This is a genomic window from Pusillibacter faecalis (assembly GCF_018408705.1).
Lineage (GTDB): Bacteria > Bacillota > Clostridia > Oscillospirales > Oscillospiraceae > Oscillibacter > Oscillibacter faecalis.
Genome location: NZ_AP023421.1, coordinates 442,281 through 463,493, shown reverse-complemented (window position 1 = coordinate 463,493; position 21,213 = coordinate 442,281). Strand labels below are relative to the sequence as shown.

Sequence of the window (21,213 nt, the reverse complement as noted above, 5' to 3'; positions counted from 1 at the left end):
CTGATATTCATCCCATTCCCGGAAGACGGTGGGACAGGGTGCTGGCTGGCTTGGCATGTGGGCCTGGGCAGGAGTACCATGTTGTTTAAGGCGTTCAATAAAGCGGGCGACGGAAGCGCCCGCTTTTTCTGTTCATAAAAAGCGACATTTTTTTCAAAAAAACGACAACCCGGTCTTGACGGATATGGGAAAGGGCGGTATTATGTAAAGCATATAAAGCTTGTTCTGGAGGATCGACCATGGCCATGAAGCGCTGCCCCATCTGTGGGGAGAAATACTCCGAGACCTATAAAAATTGCCCCTTCTGCGAAGAGGAGGCCGCCCTGCAGGAGGGGGGGGATCTTCGCCGTGGCTCCCGCCATGGCAAGCGGGTCTCCCGCAGCCGTCAGTTCAACCTGATTACGCCCACGCTGATTGTGTTGATTATCATCATGGCGGCGCTGCTGATTTATTTGCTTTATGGCAGCCAGCTGGCGGAGCGCTTTGGCGGCAGCCAAGAGGAACCGAACACAGAGGATGTCGTTCCTCCCGACACCACAGAACCAGAGGACGGAACCATACCAGAGGATGAGACTGGAACAGACAGCGACGCAGAGCCGGATGCCGGCTCGGAACCGGATGGCAGTGATACTGCCGCCGGCAGCCAGGGGGCAGATGAGGAACCGGATGCGCTGGATTATGAAACGGTCAACGCACTGCCCAGTGGTCTGGTGCTGAGCACAACAGACTTTACTCTGAAAAATCTGGGAGAGACCGCCACGATTAAGGTGACTTCTGGGGGAAGCGGCAGCTATACCTGGGTCAGTGAGGATGACGGGATTGCCTCGGTGGACAGCAGTGGAAAGGTCACTGCCGTATCCGGAGGCACCATTCATGTGTTGGTGACGGATGGGACCAAGAAGGGGGTATGCATTGTGCGGGTTACGGCCTCCGGCAGTCTCCCGGCGGCGCCCTCTGGCGGGGATAACGGTTCCGGCGGCGCCCACAAGCTCAATCAAGAGGATTTCACCCGTCCCGTTCGCGAGGGTCCTTATCAGCTCAAGGTCTCTGGCGTCACTACGGCCATCACCTGGACCAGCTCCGATACCAGCGTAGCAACGGTCTCCAGCACCGGTTTGGTGACTCCGGTAGGAGCCGGTACGGCCACCATTACCGCCTCCTGGGATGGCCAGTCCCTGTCCTGCATTGTACGGGTTCCCGGATAACTGTGACAGGCTCACCTTTCAGCCGCTGCGGCGCTATTAGGCTGATCCCAAGCGGGAGCGGATTTTATCCGCTCCCGCTTCCTCTATCCACAGCAGCAAATCCGCAAGTGGGAGAGTGTTTGATGGTACTTCCAAGAAAATGTCATCAATGGAGAGTGGCATGTTATGAAAATGCTTGCGCACGGTATTTCTGGAAAACAGATGAACCGAATGGCAAAGCTTATGTGCTTTTACCGGCAGGGGACGCTGCTTTGTGACAAGGTCACGGAAGAGGCGGAAGGAGTGTGCTATGCTGTTTCCAACAAACCAAGAACAATGGAGGAACCGGATATGGCGATCATGCATGTTACGAAGAATAATTTTCAAGAGGAAGTCATCCAGAGTGACCAGCCTGTGCTACTGGATTTTTGGGCCAACTGGTGCGGACCCTGCAGGATGGTGGGCCCAGTGGTGGAGGAGATTGCTCAGGAGCGGCCCGATGTCAAGGTGGGCAAGATCGACGTGGATGAGCAGCGGGAGCTGGCTGCCGCCTTCCAGATCATGAGTATTCCCACGCTGGTGGTGATGCAAGACGGAAAGGTGACGCAGCAAGTAGTTGGATTACGGCCTAAGGAGCAGATTTTGGCCATGCTGGATAGGGGGAACTGATATGGGCTTTTTTGATTTTCTGAAAGGTCCCGACATCAATGAGGGAATGGAACGCTGCGTTGCAACACCGGACGCTGTGCTTCTGGATGTGCGCACAGGCGCGGAATACCAAGAAGGCCATCTCCCTGGCAGCCGAAACATCCCAGTGGATGCGCTGCCGTCTGTCGATGGACTGCCGGCAGACCTGGGCACACCGCTGTTTGTCTACTGCCTGAGCGGGGCCAGAAGCAGCCACGCGGCGGCGGTTCTGCGGCGCATGGGCTATTGCAATGTGACGAATATCGGCGGGATCAACCGATACCGCGGAAAGGTGGAGTGCTAAAATGAAGGTTGTGATTGTAGGCGGTGTGGCAGGCGGAGCCACTGCGGCGGCGAGAATCCGCCGGCTGGATGAGCAGGCGGAGATCGTTGCCTTTGAGCGCTCTGGGTATATCTCTTACGCCAACTGCGGCCTGCCCTATTATATCGGCGGCGTCATCACCGATCAGGCAGAGCTGACTCTCCAAACACCGGAGAGCTTTTGGCAGCGGTTCCGTGTAGATATGCGGGTGCGGCATGAGGTGATTGCCATCCATCCGGAGCGGAAGGCGGTTTCCGTGCGGAATCTGTCTACTGGCGAGACGTTTGAGGAGAGCTATGATAAGCTTTTACTCTCTCCCGGCGCGAAGCCCACCCAGCCGGAGCTGCCCGGCGTTGGGCAGGTGTTCACCCTGCGCACGGTGGAGGATACCCTGCGGATTCACGAATTTGTGAAAACCCATCACCCCAGGTCCGTAGTGCTGGCTGGCGGCGGCTTCATCAGTCTGGAGATGGCTGAGAATCTGCGGGAACTGGGGATGGAGGTCACTATGGTCCAGCGCCCGAAGCAGCTCATGAACCCCTTTGACCCGGAGATGGCATCCTTCATTCACGCAAAAATGCGGAAAAAAGGCGTCCGTCTGCTGCTGGGCCATACTGTGGAAGGCTTTGAGGAGGCGCCCGGCGGCGTCAGGGTCCTGCTCAAAGGAGCAGAGCCGCTGGAGGCGGAGCTGGTGGTTCTGGCCATCGGCGTCACACCAGACACGCAGCTGGCGAAAGAGGCAGGGCTGGAGCTTGGCGTCAAGGGTAGCATCGCGGTGAACGATCGGATGGAGACCTCTGTGCCGGATATCTATGCTGTTGGTGACGCGGTGCAGGTGCAGCATTTTGTCACTGGAGAGCACACCCTGATTTCTCTGGCGGGCCCCGCCAACAAGCAGGGACGCATCGCGGCGGACAACATCTGCGGTGGGAACAGCCGCTATCAGGGGTCCCAGGGCTCCTCGGTAGTTAAGGTTTTTGATATGACCGCCGCCGCCACTGGCATCAATGAGCAGGCCGCCCGCAAAGCCGGCATTGAGTGCGATAAGGTCTATCTCTCTCCGGCCAGCCACGCCGGCTATTATCCCGGCGGAAGGCTCTTGAATATGAAGGTACTTTTTGAGAAAAACACCTATCGCCTGTTAGGGGCACAGATTGTAGGCAGCGAGGGCGTGGACAAACGCATCGACGTGTTGGCAACCGCTATCCGGGCGGGCCTGACTGCCCTGGATCTGAAGGACCTGGACCTTGCCTATGCGCCGCCCTATTCCTCCGCAAAGGACCCGGTGAATATGGCGGGCTTCATGATTGAGAATCTGGCGAACGGCACTGTGCGGCAGTTCCACTGGGACGAGGTGGACGCACTGCCCCGGGACGGCAGTGTGACGCTGCTGGACACCCGGACGGCAGAGGAGTACCAGAGTGGCCATATCGAGGGTACGATTCATATTCCGGTGGATGAGCTGAGGGAGCGGATGAACGAGCTGGAAACGGGAAAGCTGGTCTACGTGATCTGCCAGAGTGGTCTGCGCAGCTATATCGCCTGCCGCATCCTGGAGCAGAATGGCTTTGCGTGCAGGAACCTTGCCGGCGGCTACCGGCTCTATGAGAGCGTGATGCTGGACCGTTGCGCCGCGGAGGAGGCATTTCCCTGCGGCATGGACAAACGATGATCAGAGAGCGCAAAGAGAACCATAGGAGGGAAGCAGCGAAGCGGCGAACCTGGAGACCCTGGCTCCGGGGCGCAGCGTTTGCGCTGGCCGGTGCCGCTATGGGCGCGGTGTATTTCCGCTTTTTCGGGTGTGGGAGCGGCTGTGCGATTGCGTCCAGCCCACTTCGAGCTATGGCGTACATGGCCTTGATCGGATGGCTGTTGTCCCAGGCCTTCGACGGAAAGGAGTGATAAACCCATGCAGTATGTGATTTCCTGTCTGGAGGGGATCATCACCTTTGTCTCGCCCTGTCTGCTACCGATGCTGCCGATCTACATCTCCTACTTTGCCGGCGGCGGAGAGCGTACCACCGCTCGGACCGTGAAGAACGCGCTGGGCTTCGTGCTGGGCTTTACCCTGGTCTTTGTTGCCATGGGGGCGTTAGCCGGGACGGTAGGGAGCTTTTTCAAACAACACCAGACGGCGGTGAATCTCCTCTCTGGTCTGGTGGTGATTCTCTTTGGACTGCAGTTCCTGGGCGTTTTCAAGTGGAATCTGTTCCGCGGCAGCGGCAGAGCGGTGAATGGTGAGATGGGCTTTTTTTCCGCGGTCGTGTTCGGGGTGATCTTCTCTCTGGGGTGGACGCCCTGTGTGGGGGCATTTCTGGGTTCTGCTCTGGCGCTGGCCTCCCAGCAAGGGCACGTGGGGAGCGGTATGCTGATGCTGCTGGCCTACTCCCTGGGGCTGGGGATTCCCTTTTTGGTCAGTGCAGTGCTGATTGACAAATTGAAATCAGCCTTTGACTGGATCAAGCGGAACTACCGCGTGATCAATCTCATCAGCGGAAGTCTGCTGATTCTGGTGGGTGTGCTGATGGCCACAGGAACACTGGGGCGGCTCCTGAATCTACTGAGCTAGGAGGCATTATGAGAAATCATAAAACATGGGCGGTACTGGCTCTGGCTTTGGTGGTGCTGATCGGCGGGGCATCCATTCTCTACGGGAAGTTGAGCGGAGAGATGCTGCCGCCTGATCAAATGGCAGCCTCCACAGAGGACGCAGAGCCTGAGAAGGTAGCGGCCCCGGATTTTACAGTATATGATGGCACTGGAACGGAAGTCCGGCTCTCAGATTATGTGGGCAAGCCGATTGTGTTGAATTTCTGGGCTAGTTGGTGCGGTCCCTGCCAAAGCGAGATGCCGGAATTTGACGCGGCCTATGAGGAACTGGGCGAGGACATTCATTTCCTCATGGTCAACATGACCGATGGCAGCCGGGAGACCGTGGAAACTGCCACAGCTTTCATAGAGGAGGCGGGCTATTCCTTCCCGGTGCTCTATGATACGGAGTCGGATGCGGCCATCTCCTATCAGGCCTATTCGCTTCCAACCACCTATTTTATTGATGCGGAGGGCTATATGATTGCTCGGGCCACAGGTGCCCTGGATGCAGATACGCTCCAGCAGGGGATCGATATGATTCTCTCCTGAGCCTCCTGCCTGTGGGAGGATGGCCAGGAGCTGGTTTTGACAGATCAAGCGGCGGAACTTTTCAAAAGTTCCGCCGCTTGATTGATGATTGATCAGTACAAAGGAACACCATAGCTGAAAGCAGCCTGCTCAGACGGCGCGGAGATCGAAGCTCTCCCGTAGGCCGATCCCCGCCACAGGCGGGTACATCGGCTGGCGTTGATTTTTTTGAGATAGCCGTAGAGAACTTCGCTACTGCGCCTGTCGGCATTTTTAAAGGAGAGAAGCCGAGGTCAGCCATCTGCGCGCAGTTTCGTATCTGCTTCACGGTACATGGCAGCAAGTGTCTGGAATCGCTTTTGAGAAGGCGTACCGTTAAGCGGAGTCTTGGGCGGGAAATGCCGGTCGAATGCCAGCGCGGCGGATGGGTCCACGGCGTAGACCGCGTCCTCACAGTAGCGCCCCTCTGCGCCGCGAAGCGCGTGCTCCGATAGCTCGCAGGCCTGGAGCGCTGTGAGATACAGGTTGTCCGCCGTGCGGATACCAAATACCTCTGCGGGAAGAAACCCCTGCCGCTTGTAGTAATCCGGATCACCGCACAGGAGGATGGCAGGAAACCCCAGTGTTTTGGCCCGGTCCTTGAGCTCTGCAATCATCCGCCCGCCGATGCCGCGGTGCTGATATGCGGGAAGCACGGAGAGCGGCCCCAGAGTCAAGACCGAATGTTCCCGGCCGGAATCCGCATGAATCACGGCCCGCAGGCAGATGGCATGGCCGACTACCATGTTCTGGGAGAGAGCCACGATGTCCAGCTCCGGTATAAAAGCCGGACACGTCCGCATGATATGCAGCAGATAGTGCTCCATACAGCCAGGGGCGTATTGATTCCAAAAGGCTTCCCGGGTGACGGACTCTGATTGTTCATAGTCTCCAGAGGCCTCTTGCCTTAAGGTGATATCCATCAAAACTCCTCATTTCTTGTTTAGAGTCTGCGGCCAAAGCAGGAAGTCTTTCAGCCATGGATAACGATCTCCGTCCACACAGCAAATCCCACACATGCTCAGGCTACAAAAAACAATGTATCAACAGGATGTGCCTGATTGGGCATCCCAATGCGGGGACGCTTAGAGACCACTCGAATGTGAATGGAAGCAGTGATATCCAGCCAGATACCGAGAGTTCCGGATATTCTGATTGTACCACATGGAGAGTCCCTATACAAGAAAGCCGCTCGTCTGAGAAGAGAGGCATCAGCGGGAGAAGAGAAACTGACATTGCACCCAGACAAAATTCGTGCTATCATATCATATTGATCTGAAATCAAAAGGAGCCCTGTCATGACGACCCAAGAATTCCGAAAGAAATCCTCTCTGCAGATTTTTCTCTCCTATTTCAGGCCGCATTGGAAGCTGTTCGCCATGGACCTTGTCTGTGCGCTGATGATCTCTTTGATTGACCTGGCATTTCCGGCGGTATCTCGCTGGTGCATGCATCAGTTGCTTCCGGAGCGCGCCTACGGGACCTTTTTCGCGGTAATGGCAGTGGTGTTCGCAGCTTTTTTGTTGCGGGCGATGCTGACGTATGTAATCTGCTACTGGGGGCATACCTTTGGCATCCTGGTGGAGGCGGATATCCGCCGAGACCTGTTCCGCCATATGCAGGAGTTGTCCTTTGACTACTATGACCGCAACCGCACCGGACAGCTCATGAGCCGTCTGACCGCAGACCTCTTTGATATCACAGAGCTGGCCCACCATGGGCCGGAGGATGTTTTTATCTCTGGTGTCACCATTGTGGGGGCGCTTGGCATTATGTTCTCCATCCAGTGGCGGCTGGCGCTGGTGATTGCTCTGATTTTGCCGGTCTTTTTCGCGGTGGTGTGGCGTTGCCGCGCCTCTATGCAGGAGGCGTCCCGGCAGGTCAAACAGCGTACCGCGGTGATCAACACTGACATTGAATCTGGACTCTCCGGCATCCGTACCGCCAAGGCATTTGCCAACGAGCGGGAGGAGCTGCGAAAGTTTGAGACCTCCAACAACAGCTTCAAGACTTCCAAGCGGGCATTCCACAGAGCGATGGGACGGTTTAACGCCTCTATGGAATTCTTCCTGTGTATCCTCTCCGTGGTGGTGATCACTGCCGGCGGAATCTTTATCATGCAGGGCCGGATGAACACCGTGGACCTCATCACCTTCAGCCTGTATATTACAACCTTTGTCAACCCGGTGCGCAAGCTTTCCAACTTTGCAGAACTCTTTGCCAACGGGACTGCGGGCCTGGGCCGCTTTATCGAGCTGATGCGGGAGGAGCCCGCCATGCAGGATGCCCCCAACGCAAAAGCACTTCAACGGGTGGAGGGCCGGATTGACGTGGACCATGTCCGCTTTACCTATCAGGATGGGGTGGAGGTTCTGCACGATGTGGACCTGCACATCCGTCCTGGCGAGACCGTGGCGGTGGTGGGTCCCTCCGGCGGAGGAAAGTCCACCCTTTGCCAGTTGATCCCGCGGTTTTACGACGTGACTGCCGGTGCCATCCGCCTGGATGGGCAGGATGTACGGGATGTCACCCAGGAGTCCCTGCGGCAGAATGTGGGCGTGGTGCAGCAAGACGTATTTCTCTTTGCCGCCAGCATCCTGGAGAATATTCGCTACGGAAAGCCCGGCGCCACGGAGGAAGAGGTAGTCCAGGCGGCCAAGATGGCGGAGATCTATGACGACATTGCGGCCATGCCTGATGGCTTTGACACCTATGTAGGGGAGCGGGGTACTCTGCTCTCCGGCGGGCAGAAGCAGAGAATTTCGATTGCCCGCATCTTTTTGAAAAATCCCCCGGTGCTGATTCTGGACGAGGCCACCTCCGCGCTGGACAGCGTAACGGAGGCCCGCCTTCAGGATACCTTTGAAAAGCTCTCCCGGGGGCGCACTACCGTGATCATTGCCCATCGCCTTTCCACCGTCCGCCACGCCGACCGGATTGCTGTAGTAGAGGATGGCCGTATCGTAGAGCTGGGAAATCACGAGGAGCTGATGAAGAGAGAAGGAGCTTATGCGGAGCTGGTCCGTACACAGGAGCTGGGACATGGATAAGTCGAAACTGTTGGATCAATCGGGAGCCCTGGGTGAGGACCGGATGTTGCTGGCAAAGGTCCTGGACCGAGCCGAGCAGGCGGCGCGGCGCAACATCCCCACAGCCACGGATTTTCTCAGCCCGCAGCAGCAGACGCTGGCACTGGACCTGCTCCGGCGCGCCGGCGTACCGGAGAGCGCCTATCTCCGGACAGGCGGGTATGACGGCGCGGAGCGGGCGCTCATCCTTTTCCTGCCGGACTGGATGGAGCCGGAGAGCACCGAGAGCCCCATCCGCTGTCTGCGGACGGTGTTCCGGGTGGAGGAGAAGGTGAACCACCGGGATCTTCTGGGAAGTCTCATGGGCCTTGGCATCGTGCGGGAGAAGGTCGGGGACATCCTGGTGGGGCCGGACAGCGCGGATCTGCTGGTGCTGGACACGGTGACGGATTTCCTCCTGAGCAGTTGGACCTCCGCCGGACGGGCAAAGCTGACGGTGGCGGAGATCGATCCCAGTCACCTCCACATGCCGGAGATCAAGTGCGAGGAGGTGCGGGACACCGTCTCGTCTCTGCGGCTGGACGCAGTGGCCTCCACAGGCTTCCGGATGGCCCGGAGCAAAGCGGCGGACCTGATCGCCTCCGGCCGGGTGCAGGTGAACTGGAGGGAGTGTACAAAACCGGACAAGCTCCTCGTGGAAGGGGACACGGTTTCCGCCCGGGGCTTTGGGAAATTTCAGTTGGCGGAGGTGGGCGGCGTGACGAAAAAGGGCCGCACCGCCATCGTAGTGAAGCGGTATGTGTGAGAGGGGAGAAAGAACCTTGTGGGAATATGAATTTGAGGAGATTCACTGTGATGACGGCGGAGGCGGATACAGTTTATTCGGCGGCATCGGCTGGGAGACCCTGGCCCATCAGGAAGTCATTCTCTGTCGAGCAGCGGAGGGGTGGCGCTATACGGGGTTTATCCCCAAGCGCCAGAGAGCCGGCGGATATATGGAGACAATAGACCTGGTCTTTGAGCGTGAGCGCCCGGAGACCTGACAGGAGGGAAAACCATGGAACAAAAGCAGATCGACCGGATCAACGAGCTGGCCCGCAAGGCCAAAACCCCGGAGGGACTGACGGAGTGGGAGGAGATGGAGCGCGCCGCACTGCGCCGGGAGTACATTGATTCCGTGCTGGGCAGCCTGCGGGGGCAGCTGGACAACACGTATCTTGTGGATGAGAAGGGGCAAAAGCACAAGCTGAAGAAAAAGGGGGAGTAAGCCGTGGCAAGCCCAAAAAAGAAAGAGGACAGCGACTGGTTCTCCTGGGCGCTGATTGTCTTTTTGTTTCTGGTGGAGCTCTGGCCGATTGCGCTGATTCTCCTCCTGGCAAAGCTATTTGGCAAGGACCGGAACAAGGAGCTGCCGCCAGAGAAGTCTCCCAGTCAGGCCAGAGCAGCAGCGAAACGGATGACCCGCTCACCGATCCCAAAGAAGTCCACCGCCAGGTGGCTACAGATTATCGGCGCCCTGGTTGCGGTGGTGGGCGTTCTGGGAGCCCTGGACCCACTGGATGCGCTCTTTTACTCCTCAGACTGGATCGGTCTTTGGCTGGAGGACTTCTTAGCAGGCCTTGCCATGGCCGTGGCTGGTATTGCGATGCTGGGCAAGGGATATTTCATGGACCGCCAGCTGGGACGCTTTTCCAAGTATCTGGCAGTACTTGGAGACCGGGACGCCATGCCGGTGGAAGAACTGGCGAGAACCCTGGGCTATCCGGAGCGCCGAACAGAGCGGGATTTACAGCGGATGATTGATAAAGGGTACTTTGGCGGCAAAGCATATCTGAATGTGGAGATGGGCTATCTCTTCCGCAGCGGCGAGGCAGACCAGGCGTTGCGCAGACAGAAGATAGAGACCCCCAAGGAGGCAGAGGAGGGCTACTCCGGCATCCTGCGGAAGATACGGCGGGCGAATGACTGCATTGCAGACCCCATTCTCTCCGCCAAGATTGACCGGCTGGAAGAGATCGCGGCGAAGATTTTCCGGGCGGTGGAGGCAGATCCGAAGAAGCTCGGCCGGATTGACACTTTTTTAAACTATTATCTGCCCACCACGCAGAAACTGCTGGACTCCTACGCGGAATTTGAGGCAGCCGGAGTGGAGGGAGAGAATCTGCGTCAGGCAAAGCAGCGGATTGAGGCCACAATGGACAGCATCATCCGAGGCTTTGAGCACCAGCTGGACGAGCTCTACCAGTCCGACGCCCTGGATGTGGACAGTGACATCCGGGTGATGGAGACCATGCTACGCTGGGATACCGCCAGCACGGAGCAGGACTTTGGGTCGACGGACCAGAAGCAGGATGCATAAGAGAAAAACAGGAGGACGCTTGCCGTCCTCTTATTTTTTTGTAAAGGAAACTTGACAATGACTGGTGGGTATGATATTCTAGAGTTGTAAAGGAACCTTTACAAGAGCGCGAAAGGAGCGTTGCGGATGGAGAACAGGGTGGAGGCGCTCAGAAAGCAGCGGGGGCTGAGCCAAGAGGCATTCGCAAGGGTGATCCGGGTATCCCGGCAGACGGTGAGCTCTATTGAGACGGGCAAATACAACCCCTCGCTGGAACTGGCCTTTGCCATCTCGGATTTTTTTGAAAGACCGATAGAGGAAGTTTTTATTCACGAGAGGGGAGCGGACTGATGAAACGAGGACACCTGATGACTGGGATCGTATATGTGGCAGTTGGTATCCTGTTGCTGGCGCTCTCATCGCTGACGGAGGGGAGACTGGGGAGCCTCCTGTTTGCCTTTGGATTTGCCGGGGCGGTTCCGGGAGCGGTGATGATTGGAAAATACGTATACTGGACCTCGCCGCGGAACCGGGAGCGATACGCAGAAAGGGTGGAGCAGGAGCGGATTGACCTGCAAGACGAGCTGAACCAGAAGCTTAGTGACCGTAGTGGGCGCTGCGCCTATCTCATCGGCCTCGCCGTGCTGTCGGTTTCTATTGTGGCGTTCTCGGTTTTGGATGCGCTGGGGGTGCTGAACAGCCGTCTGTTGGTAGGATATCTGGGGGCGTTCATGCTCCTGGAGGTGATTCTGGGACAAGTGATTTTCCGTCGTCTGCGCAGAAAGTACGAGGAGTAAAAAGAGAGGCTGACACCAATTTTGATGTCAGCCTCTTTTTCATATTTGAAATTCAGCAGAGGTTCCAAAAGGCCTCGCAGGGCTCCCGCAAAACCCGAGTGCAGACGGCCTCGCCTTCCTGGGCCAGGGCATATTCGTCCACGCCGGTGAGCACGCCGTCCCGGAAGACTACGTTCCCATTGACCATGGTCAGAGCCGTCTCGCCAGTGACGCCCGCCCGGGCCAGCAGGTTCCGGGGATCGTGGAGGGTACCGGTCAGCTCCAGCTTTCCGGCGTCGATCATAAAGAGGTCTGCGCCCTTCTCCGGCTCCAGAGACCCCAGATCTGTCCGGCCCAGAGTCTTGGCGCCGCCCACGGTGGCGATTTTCAACATTTCATAGGGGGAAATACAGCCGCTCCGGGCCTTGCTGTGCCAAGCCTGCATCATCCAGGCGGTGCGCATGGAGTCCAGGAGACTGGAGCTGTCATTGGTGGCGGAGCCGTCGCAGCCCAGACTGAGGCACACGCCAGCTTCCATCATCTCCCTCATGGGCAGGATGGGAAAGCCCCCCAGAATAGCCGGTCCGGGACAGTGGGACACGCCGGACCCAAAGCGGCCGAGAACCGTGTATTCCTCCGGCGTCAGCTCCCAGCCGTGGGCGTACCACACGTCCTCGCCGATGAAGCCGATGTCCTGACACCAGTCCAACGTGCGCTTTCCCCACCGCGCCAGCATGATCTCGTTCTCTCCCTCGCCCAGGTGCGTGTGCATCCGCACGCCTTTGGCACGGGCCAGCTTCACCGTCTCCGTGAAGGTTTCGGGATAGCTGTTGATGGGCTGGCAGGGGGCCAGGACGATTTGGGACATGGCGTAGGGATTCGGGTCGTGGTAGAGCTGGATGATGCGTTCGCAGTCCTGCAGATATTCCTCCGTGGTCTCCAGCATGTTTTCAGGGATGGTGCTGCCTTTCTCCCGGGGCAGGGTGTTGACGCCCCGGCCGGCATGGTAGCGAATGCCCAGCATCCGGGCCGCCTCCATCTGCCGGTCCACCGGTGCCTTTCCAGTGGATTTGGTATAGCAGTACTGGTGGTCAAAGGCGCAGGTGCATCCGTGCTTGAGCAGGTCCCCCATAGCGGTCAGGGAGGAGTAAAAGATCACCTCGTCGTTGATCAGCTGGAAGACACGATACGCCTTGTCCAACCACTCTGGCACTGTCATATTGGGATAGTCAATGGTTTTGAGATTCCGGACGAAGGTCTGGAAGAAGTGATGATGAGTGTTGATCAGGCCTGGATAAATAAACATACCGCTGGCATCGAGGACTTCGTCATAGGGGTCGGGCAGCTGAGAGCCAATTTTCAAAATTCGGGGACCGTCAATCAGCAGGTCTGCATTCCAATAGACATGGTCCTGGGCGTCACAGGTGACAATCGCTTTCGCATTTCGGATCAGGGTCTTCATCGTGAACCTCCTTGAATGATAGTATGGAAGGCGCGCCGGCGAAACCGGCGCGCCAGAATTTACCGCTTGCCCTTGTCGTAGGCCTCGCCGGCCGCAGCAGGAGGATGGTTCTTCTTGGAGAAGAAGGCCAGCAGCAAAAGTGTGAGAATATAGGGCAGCATCATAAATAGATCGGAGTAATTACTGGGCAGCCCCATGTTCAAACAGAGCTGGTAGCCGCCGGATTTGGCTAGGCCAAAGAACAGGCAGACCAGCGCGGTAAAGGGGATGTTCCAGTTGCCAAAGATCATGGCGGCGATGGCCAGATATCCATAGCCCATATAGATGTTGGGAGAGAAGTTGGCTGAGATAGAATAGGCAAAACAGATGCCGCCAACACCTGATAAGGCGCCCGAGAGCATCACAGCAATGAAACGGGTGCGCTCCACATTGCCGCCGGCAGCGTCCACGGACTGGGGATTTTCACCGCAGGCCCGCAGATGCATGCCGAAGCGGGTCTTGTACATCAGGTACCACGACACCACAGCGATGGCCAGGATGATCCACTCAAAAGGATACATATTCTGGAACAGGGCTCCGATGACCGGGATCTGGGACAGGCCGGGAATGTCAAAGCGGTCGGAAATTCCCAAAATGAACTTGTTGGACGATTGCCCTCCGGTCAAGGCCTTATTCATCGCGGTTGTGAGAAAGGTGGTCAGCGCAACCGCCAAAATATTGACCACCACGCCACTGATGACCTGGTTAGCGCGGAACTTCACGCACAGCAGAGCGTGAATGCAGGCGTAAATGCCGCCGCCAATGAAGGCCGCCAGCATGGCAATATAGATCACTGCCTGAGATCCGTCGCCCATGGTGGGCATCAGAATTACCGCTACCAACGCGCCCACAAAGGCGCCAAAGCCCTGGAAACCCTCCACGGCCAGATTGGTAACGCCGCTCTTTTCCGAGTAAATGGCACCGATGGCCATGACCAGCAGAGGCGCTGCAAAGGAGAGTCCGTCAATAAAGACCTTATCCAACATGGGGCTCGTCCTCCTTTCCGGGACCTGCCTGTGTCTCAGCCAGCTGAGCGGCCTCGTCCGCCATCCGATCCAGACGGCGGCGGGCCAGATATCGGAAGTAGCCGCCGCAGGCTGAGAACAGCAGCAAAATGCCGGTGATCAAAGAGGCAATTTCCTTGGCGACGCCCAGACTGGAGCTCATATAGTTGCTGCCGGTCTGGAAGATACTGATGAGGCCGCCGGCGAAAATGGCGCCGATCGGGCTGGAATTTCCGAGAAGCGCCACAGCGATGGCATCATAACCAAGATCTGGCAGTGTTTTGGGAACAATGGTGTTATAATAACCGCAGTAATAGGTCACACCGGCAAGGCCGGCCAGCATGCCGGAGATCACCATGGAGGCAATGATCCGGTTTCCTACCTTGATGCCAGAATACCGGGCACACTTTGGATTCATGCCCACGGCCCGGAGCTCAAAGCCGAACACCGTTTTATCAAAGATGAATTTGACCACAAAGGCCGCTGCTACTGCCAACACAATTCCCAGTGGAATATCGCACTTCACCCCGGCCAGCTGAACGCTGGTCCAGGTCAGGCGGGCGTTGCTGCCGCAAATCTTCATGGAGCGGGTCAGCATATCTGCGAAATAGGTATTGATGAAAAATCCTGTTAAGTAGTTTATGATGTAGTTGATCATGATGGTGGAAACCACCTCATGGATGTTGAATTTGTACTTGAGAAATCCAACAAACGCGCCAAGGGCGCCACCAGCCAGGATGCCGATTAGAATCACCAGGGGCTTTGCCAGCACCGCATTGAGGTCGCTGTAACCCACGATGGAGGTGGCCAGGAACCCAGCGGCCAGCATCTGCCCAGAGATGCCAATGTTGAAAAGGCCCGCCTTGAAGCCCACGATAAAGCTCAGAGCAGCCAGAATCATGGGCGCCAGAACATTCAAAAAGGAGAACAGATCGGTCAGCATGCCGCTTCCGCCGCCATATTTTGCCTTGGGCCAGAAACCCGCTCCCTGCAAAAAGCTCTGGAAGGCCGCCAGGGGATTTTTCCCAAGGATGAGCAGAATGATGCTGGCGCAGATCAGACTCAGCAGAATACTGAGGAGGGAGACGAAAATAGAGGAATGGCGGTTGCCGTCCAAAATGGACGCCAGCTTGTTCAGCGGTTTCTTCATGCCTCTTTCACCCCCATCATATATTTGCCCACATCGTGAGAGGTCATGGTGGAAGCGTCGGCGATTTTCAGAAGCTGGCCGTTGTAGATGACACCGATCGTATCAGCCAGCTCCATGATTTCATCCAGCTCCAGAGAGATCAGCAGGATGGCGACACCCTTATCCCGCTCCGCGATGATCTGACGATGAATATTTTCAATAGCACCGATGTCCAGACCCCGGGTGGGCTGGACAAAAATAATCAGCTTGGAATGCTCTTCAATCTCCCGGGCGACGATGGCCTTTTGCTGGTTGCCGCCGCTCATGGAGCGCAGGATGGTTTTGCCGCCCTGACCGCTGCGGATGTCATAGGTGCCGATCAAGCTCTCCGCGTAGCGGTCAAACTGACCGAAATCCAGGATGCCCTTTTTGGCAAACGGTTCCCGATAGTATTTACGCAGCGCCAGGTTCTGGGACAGTGTGAAGTCCATAAAGACGCCGACGCCCTGCCGGTCCTCTGGGATGTAAGAGATGCCGGCTTCTGTGCGCTGGCGGATGGTGGCCTCCGTAATGTCGGTTCCACAGAGCTTGATGGAACCGCTGTGGGCCTTCAGCATACCGGCAATGGCGTCGGCCAGCTCGCCCTGCCCATTTCCGGAGACGCCGGCAATGGCAAAAATCTCGCCGCCCCGAATCCGGAAGGAAACGTCTTTTACCACATCGAATTTGTTGGCGTTACGGACAGTCAGATGGTCTACCTCCAAGATGGTGTCCCGATAGTGCGGAGAGGACTTATCAGCAGAAAACTCCACCTGGCGGCCCACCATCATATTGGCCATGGTCTGAGAGGAGGTGGACGCCACATCCAACACATCCACCAGCTTGCCGCGGTGGAGGATGGCGCAGCGGTCGGCAATTTTCTTGATCTCCTCAATTTTGTGGGTGATGAGGATAATGGTTTTTCCATTTTTCCGCAGCTCACCGATGATTTTCAACAAAAACTCAATTTCTTGGGGTGTCAGGACGGCGGTAGGCTCGTCAAAGATCAGGATGTCAGCCTCCCGATAGAGCATCTTCAGGATTTCCACCCGCTGTCGGACGGAAACCGGAAGGTCCTCAATCTTGTCGGTGGGATTCACCTCCAGGCCATACCGCTTAGACAGCTCTGCGATTTGGCGGTTCGCTGTTTTCATATCCACACAGGGGAGCACACCCAGAAATCTTTTCATAGGCTCCATACCCAGGATGATATTTTCCGCAACTGTATAGTTGTCCACCAGCTTGAAGTGCTGATGCACCATGCCGATGTTGTGCGCGCTGGCATCATTGGAGGAGCGGAATGTCACCTTCTCCCCCTGAATATAGATCTCCCCGCTGTCCGGCTCATACATGCCAAAGAGCATACTCATGAGTGTGCTCTTTCCGGCGCCGTTTTCGCCCAGCAGCGCATAGACTTCGCCGCGCTGAATCTGGATGCTGACATCGTCGTTGGCGACAATGCCTGGAAAGCGCTTGGTAATATGGCGCATTTCCACAATGTAGTCTTCCATGGCCCTACCCCCATCGGTTTTTGAAATTAGGATGCGCCGCCCCTTCCGTCACAATTGGCGGGAGGGGCGGCGCAGATCGTGTTTATTCAACGCACCGCCAGGCAGTCTCCAACGCCACTTCCATCATCTCATGGAAGGACTCCTGCCGGTCTTCGGCAGAAAGTGCCTCTCCCGTATAGATATGATCGGAGATGGTCAGGATGCTCAGCGCTTTCTTATGGCAGGCGGCGGCGGTCCAATAGAGGCCGGCGGTCTCCATTTCAACAGCCAGATGCCCAAGTTCCCGGGCCTTGTCATTGACCTCGGTGGTGGGGTAGTAGAAGTGATCGCTGGTGTAGACGGGGCCGACCTTGGCATGCACACCCAGCTGCTGGGCAGACTCTACGGCGTTGGCAAGCATGCCATAGTTCGCAACGGGAGTCAGATGTCCGGGCAGGCCGAACGCATCACCGTAGCTGGAGTTCGAGGACGCGGCCATGGCGATCACCACGTCCCGCATATGCACCTCGTCCACCAGGCCGCCGGCGGAACCAATTCGGATGATGGCGTCCACGTCAAACTGGGTGTACAGCTCGGTAGCATAGAGCCCCATGGAGGGAATGCCCATGCCGCTGCCCATCACGGAGATTTTCTTCCCCTTGTAAGTGCCGGTATAGCCTAGCATATTGCGCACGGTATTAAAGCAGACGGGGGTTTCCAGATAGCGCTCTGCCACGTGCTTGGCCCGCAGGGGGTCGCCGGGCATGAGAACAATTTTGGCAATCTCAGCGTCCTTGACACTGATGCTGGCGGAAACAGAGGTTTTCGTCATGATAGGTCACGTCCTTTCTGAAGCTTACAGGCCGGGGAAATTATCGGGGGTATAGTCGTTCACAGTGGCGTCAGCGGCAGGGACGATGGTGCCGTCCTTTACCAGCTCATAGCACTCAGCCAGCTTTTCCAGAGTTTCCTCGGAGAGCTGCTGGCGGCCATCTTCCGAGACATAGCCAACACCATCGGTGGAGACGCTCAGGAAGGCGTCCTCGCCTACGAAGGTACCGTCATAGATGGCGGTCAGCTGCTTTTGCACATGGGTGTCCATCTTCTTCAGGGTGGAGGTGAGCATAATATTCTCGCTGCCCTTGGCGCCGTCGTCATACTGGTCGATATCACAGCCGATCAGCCAAACACCGTCAGCCTCCTTCGCGGCGGTAAAGGTGCCGTTGCCAGCGTTGCCCGCAGCCACGAACAGCACATCGCAGCCCTCGGCTACCAGAGCGTCACCCACAACCTTGCCGGTGGCCTCATCCGCGAAGTCGCCGATGTAGTTACCGCCCACGTTGGTGCCAGCCAGGTCCACACCGGCGTAGGAGGGCAGTTCCACACACTGCGCGGTGGTGCCGTAGTGCTTGTTGGCGTAGTTCACGCCGGACATGAAGCCATACTGATAGTTGACATTAGAGGGATAAGCCATGCCGTTAACCACAGCCACCTTACCGGTCTTGGTCTCCATCGCGGCGGCAACGCCGGCGAAGAAGCCGCTCTCCTGCTCGGAGAAGGTCATGGTGTACACATTGTCCAGGCTCATGGGGTTGCCCTCGCTGTCGGTGATGGTGGAGTCCACCACGATGAAATACGTGTCAGGGTTGGCGGCAGCCACGTCGCCCACGTTGGAGAAGTTGAAGCCGGGCAGGACAAAGACGTCATAATCGCCTGCCATCTCCTCCACGGTGGGAACCAGCTTGTTGTAGTCTCCTTCCTTGATGTCGGTCACTGTGCAGTCTGCATGATCTGCCAGGAAGGCCTGGATACCCTCATAGCAGTTCTGGTTGAAGGAACCATCGTCAATGCCGGAGGTGGTGATGATACAGATCTTCAGGCCGGTTTCCGTGGCGGTGGCGTCATCTCCGGTGGTGTCATCCTCTGTGGTGTCTGTACCGCTGCCACAGGCAGCCAGAGACAGAACCATTGCAAGGGACAGGAACAGTGCTGCGAGTTTCTTGCTTACTTTCATCTCATTCATTCCTCCTCATGAATTGGCGGTGTGAAGCCAAATTGCCCGCTGGACAAACAGTTTCACAGATTTTCCGCTGTGTGAACAGGCCAAGCCTGTAGAACACCTCTATCATACTATCTGCGCTGCGTCATTGCAAGACGAAATCTGAACAGAATCCGTCAAAAACCGGCACAAATATCCTCCGTCACTTCTTGAACAGCGCGGCCAGACTCTCCGTATAGGGGGCGCGGCAGATCCCTTTCTCCGTGACAATGCCGGAGATCAGGGTGTGGTCGGTAACATCAAAGGCTGGGTTATAGCACTTGACCTCCGGCAGAGCCATGGGCTCGGCGTACCACTTCTCCCGGATTTCCGCGGGATCCCGCAGTTCAATGGGGATGTGGTCTCCGTCAGGGCAGTTCAGGTCAATGGTGGAGGTGGGGCCCAGAACATAGAAGGGAATCCCGTAGTGCTTGGCTAGAATCGCCACGCCGCTGGTACCGATTTTGTTGGCGGCATCACCGTTGGCGGCCACCCGGTCGCAGCCTACGAAGCAGGCCTGTACCCAGCCGTTCTTCATGACAATGGAGGCCATATTGTCGCAGATCAGCGTCACATCAATCCCAGCCTTTTGCAGCTCATAAGAGGTCAGGCGGGCGCCCTGCAGCAGAGGGCGGGTCTCATCAGAGAACACGTGGAAGTTCATGCCCCGCTCTTTGCCCAGGAACAAGGGGCCTAGAGCAGTGCCGTAGCGGGAGGTAGCCAGAGGCCCGGCGTTGCAGTGGGTCAGAACACCGTCGCCCTCCTTGATGAGGCTCAGGCCGTATTCGGAGATAGCCCGGCACATGGCGATGTCCTCTTCATGGATGGCGCGGCACTCCTTGCCGAGCAGATCCAGAATTTCACTCACAGGCTTGCCCGCGTTGGCAGTCACCAGGCCCTCCATCCGGTTCAGCGCCCAACTGAGGTTGACGGCGGTGGGGCGGGAAGAGTTGAGGTACTCCTTTTGCTCGTGGAATTTCTGGGCAAATTCGGTGTAGCTGCCGATCTCCCACTGGCGGGCCAGGGCATAAATGCTGTAGCCTGCACAGATACCAATGGCGGGGGCGCCCCGGACCTGTAGAAGCTTGATAGCGTCATACATCTCCTCCGGGGTGCGGAGGGTCAGGTAGACGGTCCGGTTGGGGAGCTGAGTTTGATCGATGATGACCACACTTTTTTCGTCCTCTCCCAGCCGCACGTTGTCGATGTGGGTTACTTGCTTAAGCTCTTCTGACATGGGATTCACTCCTATCTAAAATTTACGTATGTTTGATTATGCGTTGAGGTATCCGCCGTCCGCCACCAGCAGGTGGCCGTTTACAAAGTTTGAGGCGTTGGAGGCCAGAAAGACCACCGGCCCCATCAGATCCTCCGGCTTTCCCCAGCGGCCTAGGGGAATCTGGGCGGTGATGGCGGCCACCGCCTCGCGGTTCTGCCGGAGCTTGGCGGTGTTATCTGTCACCATGTAGCCTGGGGCGATGCCGTTGACCTGGATGTTGTACCGGCCCCACTCGTTGGCCCAGGCCCGGGTCAGGCCGTGAACGGCGTGCTTGCTGGCGACATACGCCGCATCGCCGCTGCCGCCTTTCATGGACTGGACGGAGCAGGTGTTGATGATCTTACCATGCCCCAGAGAAATCATCTGACGGGCAATCTCCCGAGTGAGAAGGAACAGGGAGCGAAGGTTCACCTCCATCACGGCATCAAAGTCCTCCATCGTGTGGTTCTCTGCCGGGGAGAGCTTGATGATGCCGGCGTTGTTGACCAGGATATCCACCTTGCCGAAGGCGGCGAGAGCCTCCTTTGCAACACGCTCTGCCGCGTTTCGCTGAGAAAGGTCCGCGCAGATTTCATAGGTGCGGCGGCCCTCGGCTTCCACCAAGGCTTGGGTGTCGCCCATACCGCGCAGCCCAACGCCCACAATGTCGGCCCCAGCCCTTGCCAGGGCAATGGCCATGGCCTGTCCAAGCCCCCGGCTTACGCCTGTGACCAGCGCCGTTTTTCCCTCCAGGGAGAAGAGTGAGAGGTCCATGGAAATTCCCCCTTTATTCATAAATCTCATTGTCTAAAGGCTCCAAGGGAAGCAGGCAGTCCTCGCCCTGGAAAGCCGGTGAGACTACGCAGGATACCAAAACGAAGTCCCCGTCCACCACGCGGGTGGTCTGCCAGCAGTTTGCAGGCGTCATCCGCTGGAACTGCTCTCCCGCCTCCAGGCGGGGCCCCAGGGTCAGTGTGCTCTCTGGTACCGGGAGGGTCCCCGTGCCGCCCAGGGTCATCTCCAGGCTACCGCCCTGGTGCCAGGTCCAAACCTCGGTGGCCTTGAGCTGATGCCAGCGGGAGATTTCGCCTCGCTGGAGCAGGTAATAGATGTAGCTGCAGCTCTCCCGATGACCGGGAAAACCCAGCAGAGCAGGCAACACCTGGCCGCTGGATTCCCGGAAAGCGTACCAGCCGCCCTCTGGATGAGGGAGCAGGTGCAAAAGCTCAATGAGCTGTGCAGCGGTATATGACATGGTG

24 protein-coding genes are annotated in these 21,213 nt (G+C 57.4%); 13 read left to right on the top strand and 11 right to left on the bottom strand.

Annotation, left to right across the window (positions count from 1 at the left end):
• Nucleotides 1-94: 94 nt before the first annotated feature.
• Nucleotides 95-247, bottom strand: coding sequence for a hypothetical protein (locus KJS55_RS16975; protein WP_213543916.1), 153 nt, complete (start codon nucleotides 245-247; stop codon nucleotides 95-97).
• On the opposite strand from KJS55_RS16975, the gene KJS55_RS16970 reads away from it, so the two are divergent.
• From KJS55_RS16970 to KJS55_RS16945, 6 genes are all read left to right on the top strand, one after another.
• Nucleotides 240-1,205 (top strand): Ig-like domain-containing protein, encoded by a 966-nt coding sequence (locus tag KJS55_RS16970; RefSeq protein ID WP_187031089.1) that lies wholly within the window; start codon nucleotides 240-242, stop codon nucleotides 1,203-1,205. The two genes, KJS55_RS16975 and KJS55_RS16970, sit on opposite strands and share 8 nt — an antisense overlap.
• 330 nt (nucleotides 1,206-1,535) lie before the next feature.
• Nucleotides 1,536-1,853 (top strand): thioredoxin, encoded by a 318-nt coding sequence (gene trxA, locus KJS55_RS16965; protein WP_187031139.1) that lies wholly within the window; start codon nucleotides 1,536-1,538, stop codon nucleotides 1,851-1,853.
• Between the two features lies 1 nt (nucleotide 1,854).
• Nucleotides 1,855-2,175: a rhodanese-like domain-containing protein gene (locus KJS55_RS16960; RefSeq protein ID WP_187031087.1), complete on the top strand. Its 321-nt coding sequence runs from the start codon at nucleotides 1,855-1,857 to the stop codon at nucleotides 2,173-2,175.
• A 1-nt stretch (nucleotide 2,176) separates the two neighbouring features.
• A complete protein-coding gene (locus KJS55_RS16955; protein ID WP_187031085.1) occupies nucleotides 2,177-3,865 on the top strand; it encodes an FAD-dependent oxidoreductase in 1,689 nt (562 codons plus the stop codon).
• Between the two features lie 237 nt (nucleotides 3,866-4,102).
• Nucleotides 4,103-4,762, top strand: coding sequence for a cytochrome c biogenesis CcdA family protein (locus KJS55_RS16950; protein WP_187031083.1), 660 nt, complete (start codon nucleotides 4,103-4,105; stop codon nucleotides 4,760-4,762).
• Nucleotides 4,763-4,770: 8 nt separating this feature from the next.
• Nucleotides 4,771-5,334 (top strand): TlpA family protein disulfide reductase, encoded by a 564-nt coding sequence (locus KJS55_RS16945; protein WP_187031081.1) that lies wholly within the window; start codon nucleotides 4,771-4,773, stop codon nucleotides 5,332-5,334.
• A gap of 272 nt (nucleotides 5,335-5,606) precedes the next feature.
• Here the strand turns inward: KJS55_RS16945 and KJS55_RS16940 are convergent, their stop codons facing one another.
• Nucleotides 5,607-6,275 carry a GNAT family N-acetyltransferase gene (locus tag KJS55_RS16940; protein ID WP_213543915.1) on the bottom strand — a complete coding sequence of 223 codons (669 nt, stop codon included), beginning with the start codon at nucleotides 6,273-6,275 and terminating at the stop codon, nucleotides 5,607-5,609.
• Nucleotides 6,276-6,650: 375 nt separating this feature from the next.
• Between KJS55_RS16940 and KJS55_RS16935 the strand changes: the two genes are divergently transcribed.
• The 7 genes from KJS55_RS16935 to KJS55_RS16905 all read left to right on the top strand — a co-directional run bounded on the left by KJS55_RS16935 (nucleotide 6,651) and on the right by KJS55_RS16905 (nucleotide 11,516).
• Nucleotides 6,651-8,402, top strand: a complete 1,752-nt coding sequence (locus KJS55_RS16935) for an ABC transporter ATP-binding protein (protein WP_213543914.1) — start codon at nucleotides 6,651-6,653, stop codon at nucleotides 8,400-8,402.
• Nucleotides 8,395-9,186: a YlmH family RNA-binding protein gene (locus KJS55_RS16930; RefSeq protein WP_213543913.1), complete on the top strand. Its 792-nt coding sequence runs from the start codon at nucleotides 8,395-8,397 to the stop codon at nucleotides 9,184-9,186. Before KJS55_RS16935 ends, KJS55_RS16930 begins: the two co-directional genes overlap by 8 nt.
• 16 nt (nucleotides 9,187-9,202) lie before the next feature.
• Nucleotides 9,203-9,424 carry a DUF4177 domain-containing protein gene (locus tag KJS55_RS16925; protein ID WP_187031073.1) on the top strand — a complete coding sequence of 74 codons (222 nt, stop codon included), beginning with the start codon at nucleotides 9,203-9,205 and terminating at the stop codon, nucleotides 9,422-9,424.
• Nucleotides 9,425-9,438: 14 nt separating this feature from the next.
• Nucleotides 9,439-9,648, top strand: a complete 210-nt coding sequence (locus KJS55_RS16920) for a DUF896 domain-containing protein (RefSeq protein ID WP_213543912.1) — start codon at nucleotides 9,439-9,441, stop codon at nucleotides 9,646-9,648.
• A gap of 3 nt (nucleotides 9,649-9,651) precedes the next feature.
• Nucleotides 9,652-10,740 carry a 5-bromo-4-chloroindolyl phosphate hydrolysis family protein gene (locus tag KJS55_RS16915; RefSeq protein WP_213543911.1) on the top strand — a complete coding sequence of 363 codons (1,089 nt, stop codon included), beginning with the start codon at nucleotides 9,652-9,654 and terminating at the stop codon, nucleotides 10,738-10,740.
• A 126-nt stretch (nucleotides 10,741-10,866) separates the two neighbouring features.
• A complete protein-coding gene (locus KJS55_RS16910) occupies nucleotides 10,867-11,070 on the top strand; it encodes a helix-turn-helix transcriptional regulator (protein WP_213543910.1) in 204 nt (67 codons plus the stop codon).
• Nucleotides 11,070-11,516 carry a hypothetical protein gene (locus KJS55_RS16905; protein WP_187031065.1) on the top strand — a complete coding sequence of 149 codons (447 nt, stop codon included), beginning with the start codon at nucleotides 11,070-11,072 and terminating at the stop codon, nucleotides 11,514-11,516. Before KJS55_RS16910 ends, KJS55_RS16905 begins: the two co-directional genes overlap by 1 nt.
• 52 nt (nucleotides 11,517-11,568) lie before the next feature.
• Here KJS55_RS16905 and KJS55_RS16900 read toward each other — a convergent pair whose 3' ends face one another.
• The 9 genes from KJS55_RS16900 to KJS55_RS16860 form a co-directional block, all read right to left on the bottom strand.
• Nucleotides 11,569-12,957, bottom strand: a complete 1,389-nt coding sequence (locus KJS55_RS16900) for an amidohydrolase (protein ID WP_213543909.1) — start codon at nucleotides 12,955-12,957, stop codon at nucleotides 11,569-11,571.
• 59 nt (nucleotides 12,958-13,016) lie between these two features.
• Complete coding sequence (locus KJS55_RS16895; RefSeq protein WP_256316015.1) at nucleotides 13,017-13,982, bottom strand: ABC transporter permease; 966 nt, start codon at nucleotides 13,980-13,982, stop codon at nucleotides 13,017-13,019.
• Complete coding sequence (locus tag KJS55_RS16890; RefSeq protein WP_187031060.1) at nucleotides 13,972-15,150, bottom strand: ABC transporter permease; 1,179 nt, start codon at nucleotides 15,148-15,150, stop codon at nucleotides 13,972-13,974. Before KJS55_RS16890 ends, KJS55_RS16895 begins: the two co-directional genes overlap by 11 nt.
• Nucleotides 15,147-16,679: an ABC transporter ATP-binding protein gene (locus tag KJS55_RS16885; protein ID WP_187031058.1), complete on the bottom strand. Its 1,533-nt coding sequence runs from the start codon at nucleotides 16,677-16,679 to the stop codon at nucleotides 15,147-15,149. The genes KJS55_RS16890 and KJS55_RS16885 overlap by 4 nt, the downstream gene beginning before the upstream one ends.
• A gap of 82 nt (nucleotides 16,680-16,761) precedes the next feature.
• A complete protein-coding gene (gene deoD, locus KJS55_RS16880; protein ID WP_187031056.1) occupies nucleotides 16,762-17,490 on the bottom strand; it encodes a purine-nucleoside phosphorylase in 729 nt (242 codons plus the stop codon).
• A gap of 24 nt (nucleotides 17,491-17,514) precedes the next feature.
• A complete protein-coding gene (locus tag KJS55_RS16875) occupies nucleotides 17,515-18,672 on the bottom strand; it encodes a BMP family lipoprotein (RefSeq protein ID WP_187031054.1) in 1,158 nt (385 codons plus the stop codon).
• A gap of 187 nt (nucleotides 18,673-18,859) precedes the next feature.
• Nucleotides 18,860-19,933, bottom strand: a complete 1,074-nt coding sequence (gene mtnA, locus KJS55_RS16870; protein WP_187031052.1) for an S-methyl-5-thioribose-1-phosphate isomerase — start codon at nucleotides 19,931-19,933, stop codon at nucleotides 18,860-18,862.
• Between the two features lie 36 nt (nucleotides 19,934-19,969).
• Entirely contained in the window at nucleotides 19,970-20,728 is a 759-nt protein-coding gene (locus KJS55_RS16865; RefSeq protein WP_213543908.1) for an SDR family oxidoreductase, read from the bottom strand.
• 13 nt (nucleotides 20,729-20,741) lie between these two features.
• Nucleotides 20,742-21,209, bottom strand: a complete 468-nt coding sequence (locus KJS55_RS16860) for a cupin domain-containing protein (RefSeq protein ID WP_228300605.1) — start codon at nucleotides 21,207-21,209, stop codon at nucleotides 20,742-20,744.
• Nucleotides 21,210-21,213 lie beyond the last annotated feature (4 nt).

Bases quoted from the DNA above. Each gene is read 5' to 3' on its own strand.
- KJS55_RS16905 (WP_187031065.1), top strand. From the start codon at position 11,070: ATGAAACGAGGACACCTGATGACTGGGATCGTATATGTGGCAGTTGGT.
- KJS55_RS16885 (WP_187031058.1), bottom strand. From the start codon at position 16,679: ATGGAAGACTACATTGTGGAAATGCGCCATATTACCAAGCGCTTTCCA.
- KJS55_RS16900 (WP_213543909.1), bottom strand. From the start codon at position 12,957: ATGAAGACCCTGATCCGAAATGCGAAAGCGATTGTCACCTGTGACGCC.
- KJS55_RS16875 (WP_187031054.1), bottom strand. From the start codon at position 18,672: ATGAAAGTAAGCAAGAAACTCGCAGCACTGTTCCTGTCCCTTGCAATG.
- KJS55_RS16890 (WP_187031060.1), bottom strand. From the start codon at position 15,150: ATGAAGAAACCGCTGAACAAGCTGGCGTCCATTTTGGACGGCAACCGC.
- mtnA (WP_187031052.1), bottom strand. From the start codon at position 19,933: ATGTCAGAAGAGCTTAAGCAAGTAACCCACATCGACAACGTGCGGCTG.
- KJS55_RS16910 (WP_213543910.1), top strand. From the start codon at position 10,867: ATGGAGAACAGGGTGGAGGCGCTCAGAAAGCAGCGGGGGCTGAGCCAA.
- KJS55_RS16865 (WP_213543908.1), bottom strand. From the start codon at position 20,728: ATGGACCTCTCACTCTTCTCCCTGGAGGGAAAAACGGCGCTGGTCACA.
- KJS55_RS16960 (WP_187031087.1), top strand. From the start codon at position 1,855: ATGGGCTTTTTTGATTTTCTGAAAGGTCCCGACATCAATGAGGGAATG.
- KJS55_RS16940 (WP_213543915.1), bottom strand. From the start codon at position 6,275: ATGGATATCACCTTAAGGCAAGAGGCCTCTGGAGACTATGAACAATCA.
- KJS55_RS16955 (WP_187031085.1), top strand. From the start codon at position 2,177: ATGAAGGTTGTGATTGTAGGCGGTGTGGCAGGCGGAGCCACTGCGGCG.
- KJS55_RS16920 (WP_213543912.1), top strand. From the start codon at position 9,439: ATGGAACAAAAGCAGATCGACCGGATCAACGAGCTGGCCCGCAAGGCC.
- KJS55_RS16950 (WP_187031083.1), top strand. From the start codon at position 4,103: ATGCAGTATGTGATTTCCTGTCTGGAGGGGATCATCACCTTTGTCTCG.
- KJS55_RS16945 (WP_187031081.1), top strand. From the start codon at position 4,771: ATGAGAAATCATAAAACATGGGCGGTACTGGCTCTGGCTTTGGTGGTG.
- KJS55_RS16930 (WP_213543913.1), top strand. From the start codon at position 8,395: ATGGATAAGTCGAAACTGTTGGATCAATCGGGAGCCCTGGGTGAGGAC.
- KJS55_RS16895 (WP_256316015.1), bottom strand. From the start codon at position 13,982: ATGTTGGATAAGGTCTTTATTGACGGACTCTCCTTTGCAGCGCCTCTG.
- deoD (WP_187031056.1), bottom strand. From the start codon at position 17,490: ATGACGAAAACCTCTGTTTCCGCCAGCATCAGTGTCAAGGACGCTGAG.
- KJS55_RS16935 (WP_213543914.1), top strand. From the start codon at position 6,651: ATGACGACCCAAGAATTCCGAAAGAAATCCTCTCTGCAGATTTTTCTC.
- KJS55_RS16975 (WP_213543916.1), bottom strand. From the start codon at position 247: ATGGCCATGGTCGATCCTCCAGAACAAGCTTTATATGCTTTACATAAT.
- KJS55_RS16970 (WP_187031089.1), top strand. From the start codon at position 240: ATGGCCATGAAGCGCTGCCCCATCTGTGGGGAGAAATACTCCGAGACC.
- KJS55_RS16860 (WP_228300605.1), bottom strand. From the start codon at position 21,209: ATGTCATATACCGCTGCACAGCTCATTGAGCTTTTGCACCTGCTCCCT.
- trxA (WP_187031139.1), top strand. From the start codon at position 1,536: ATGGCGATCATGCATGTTACGAAGAATAATTTTCAAGAGGAAGTCATC.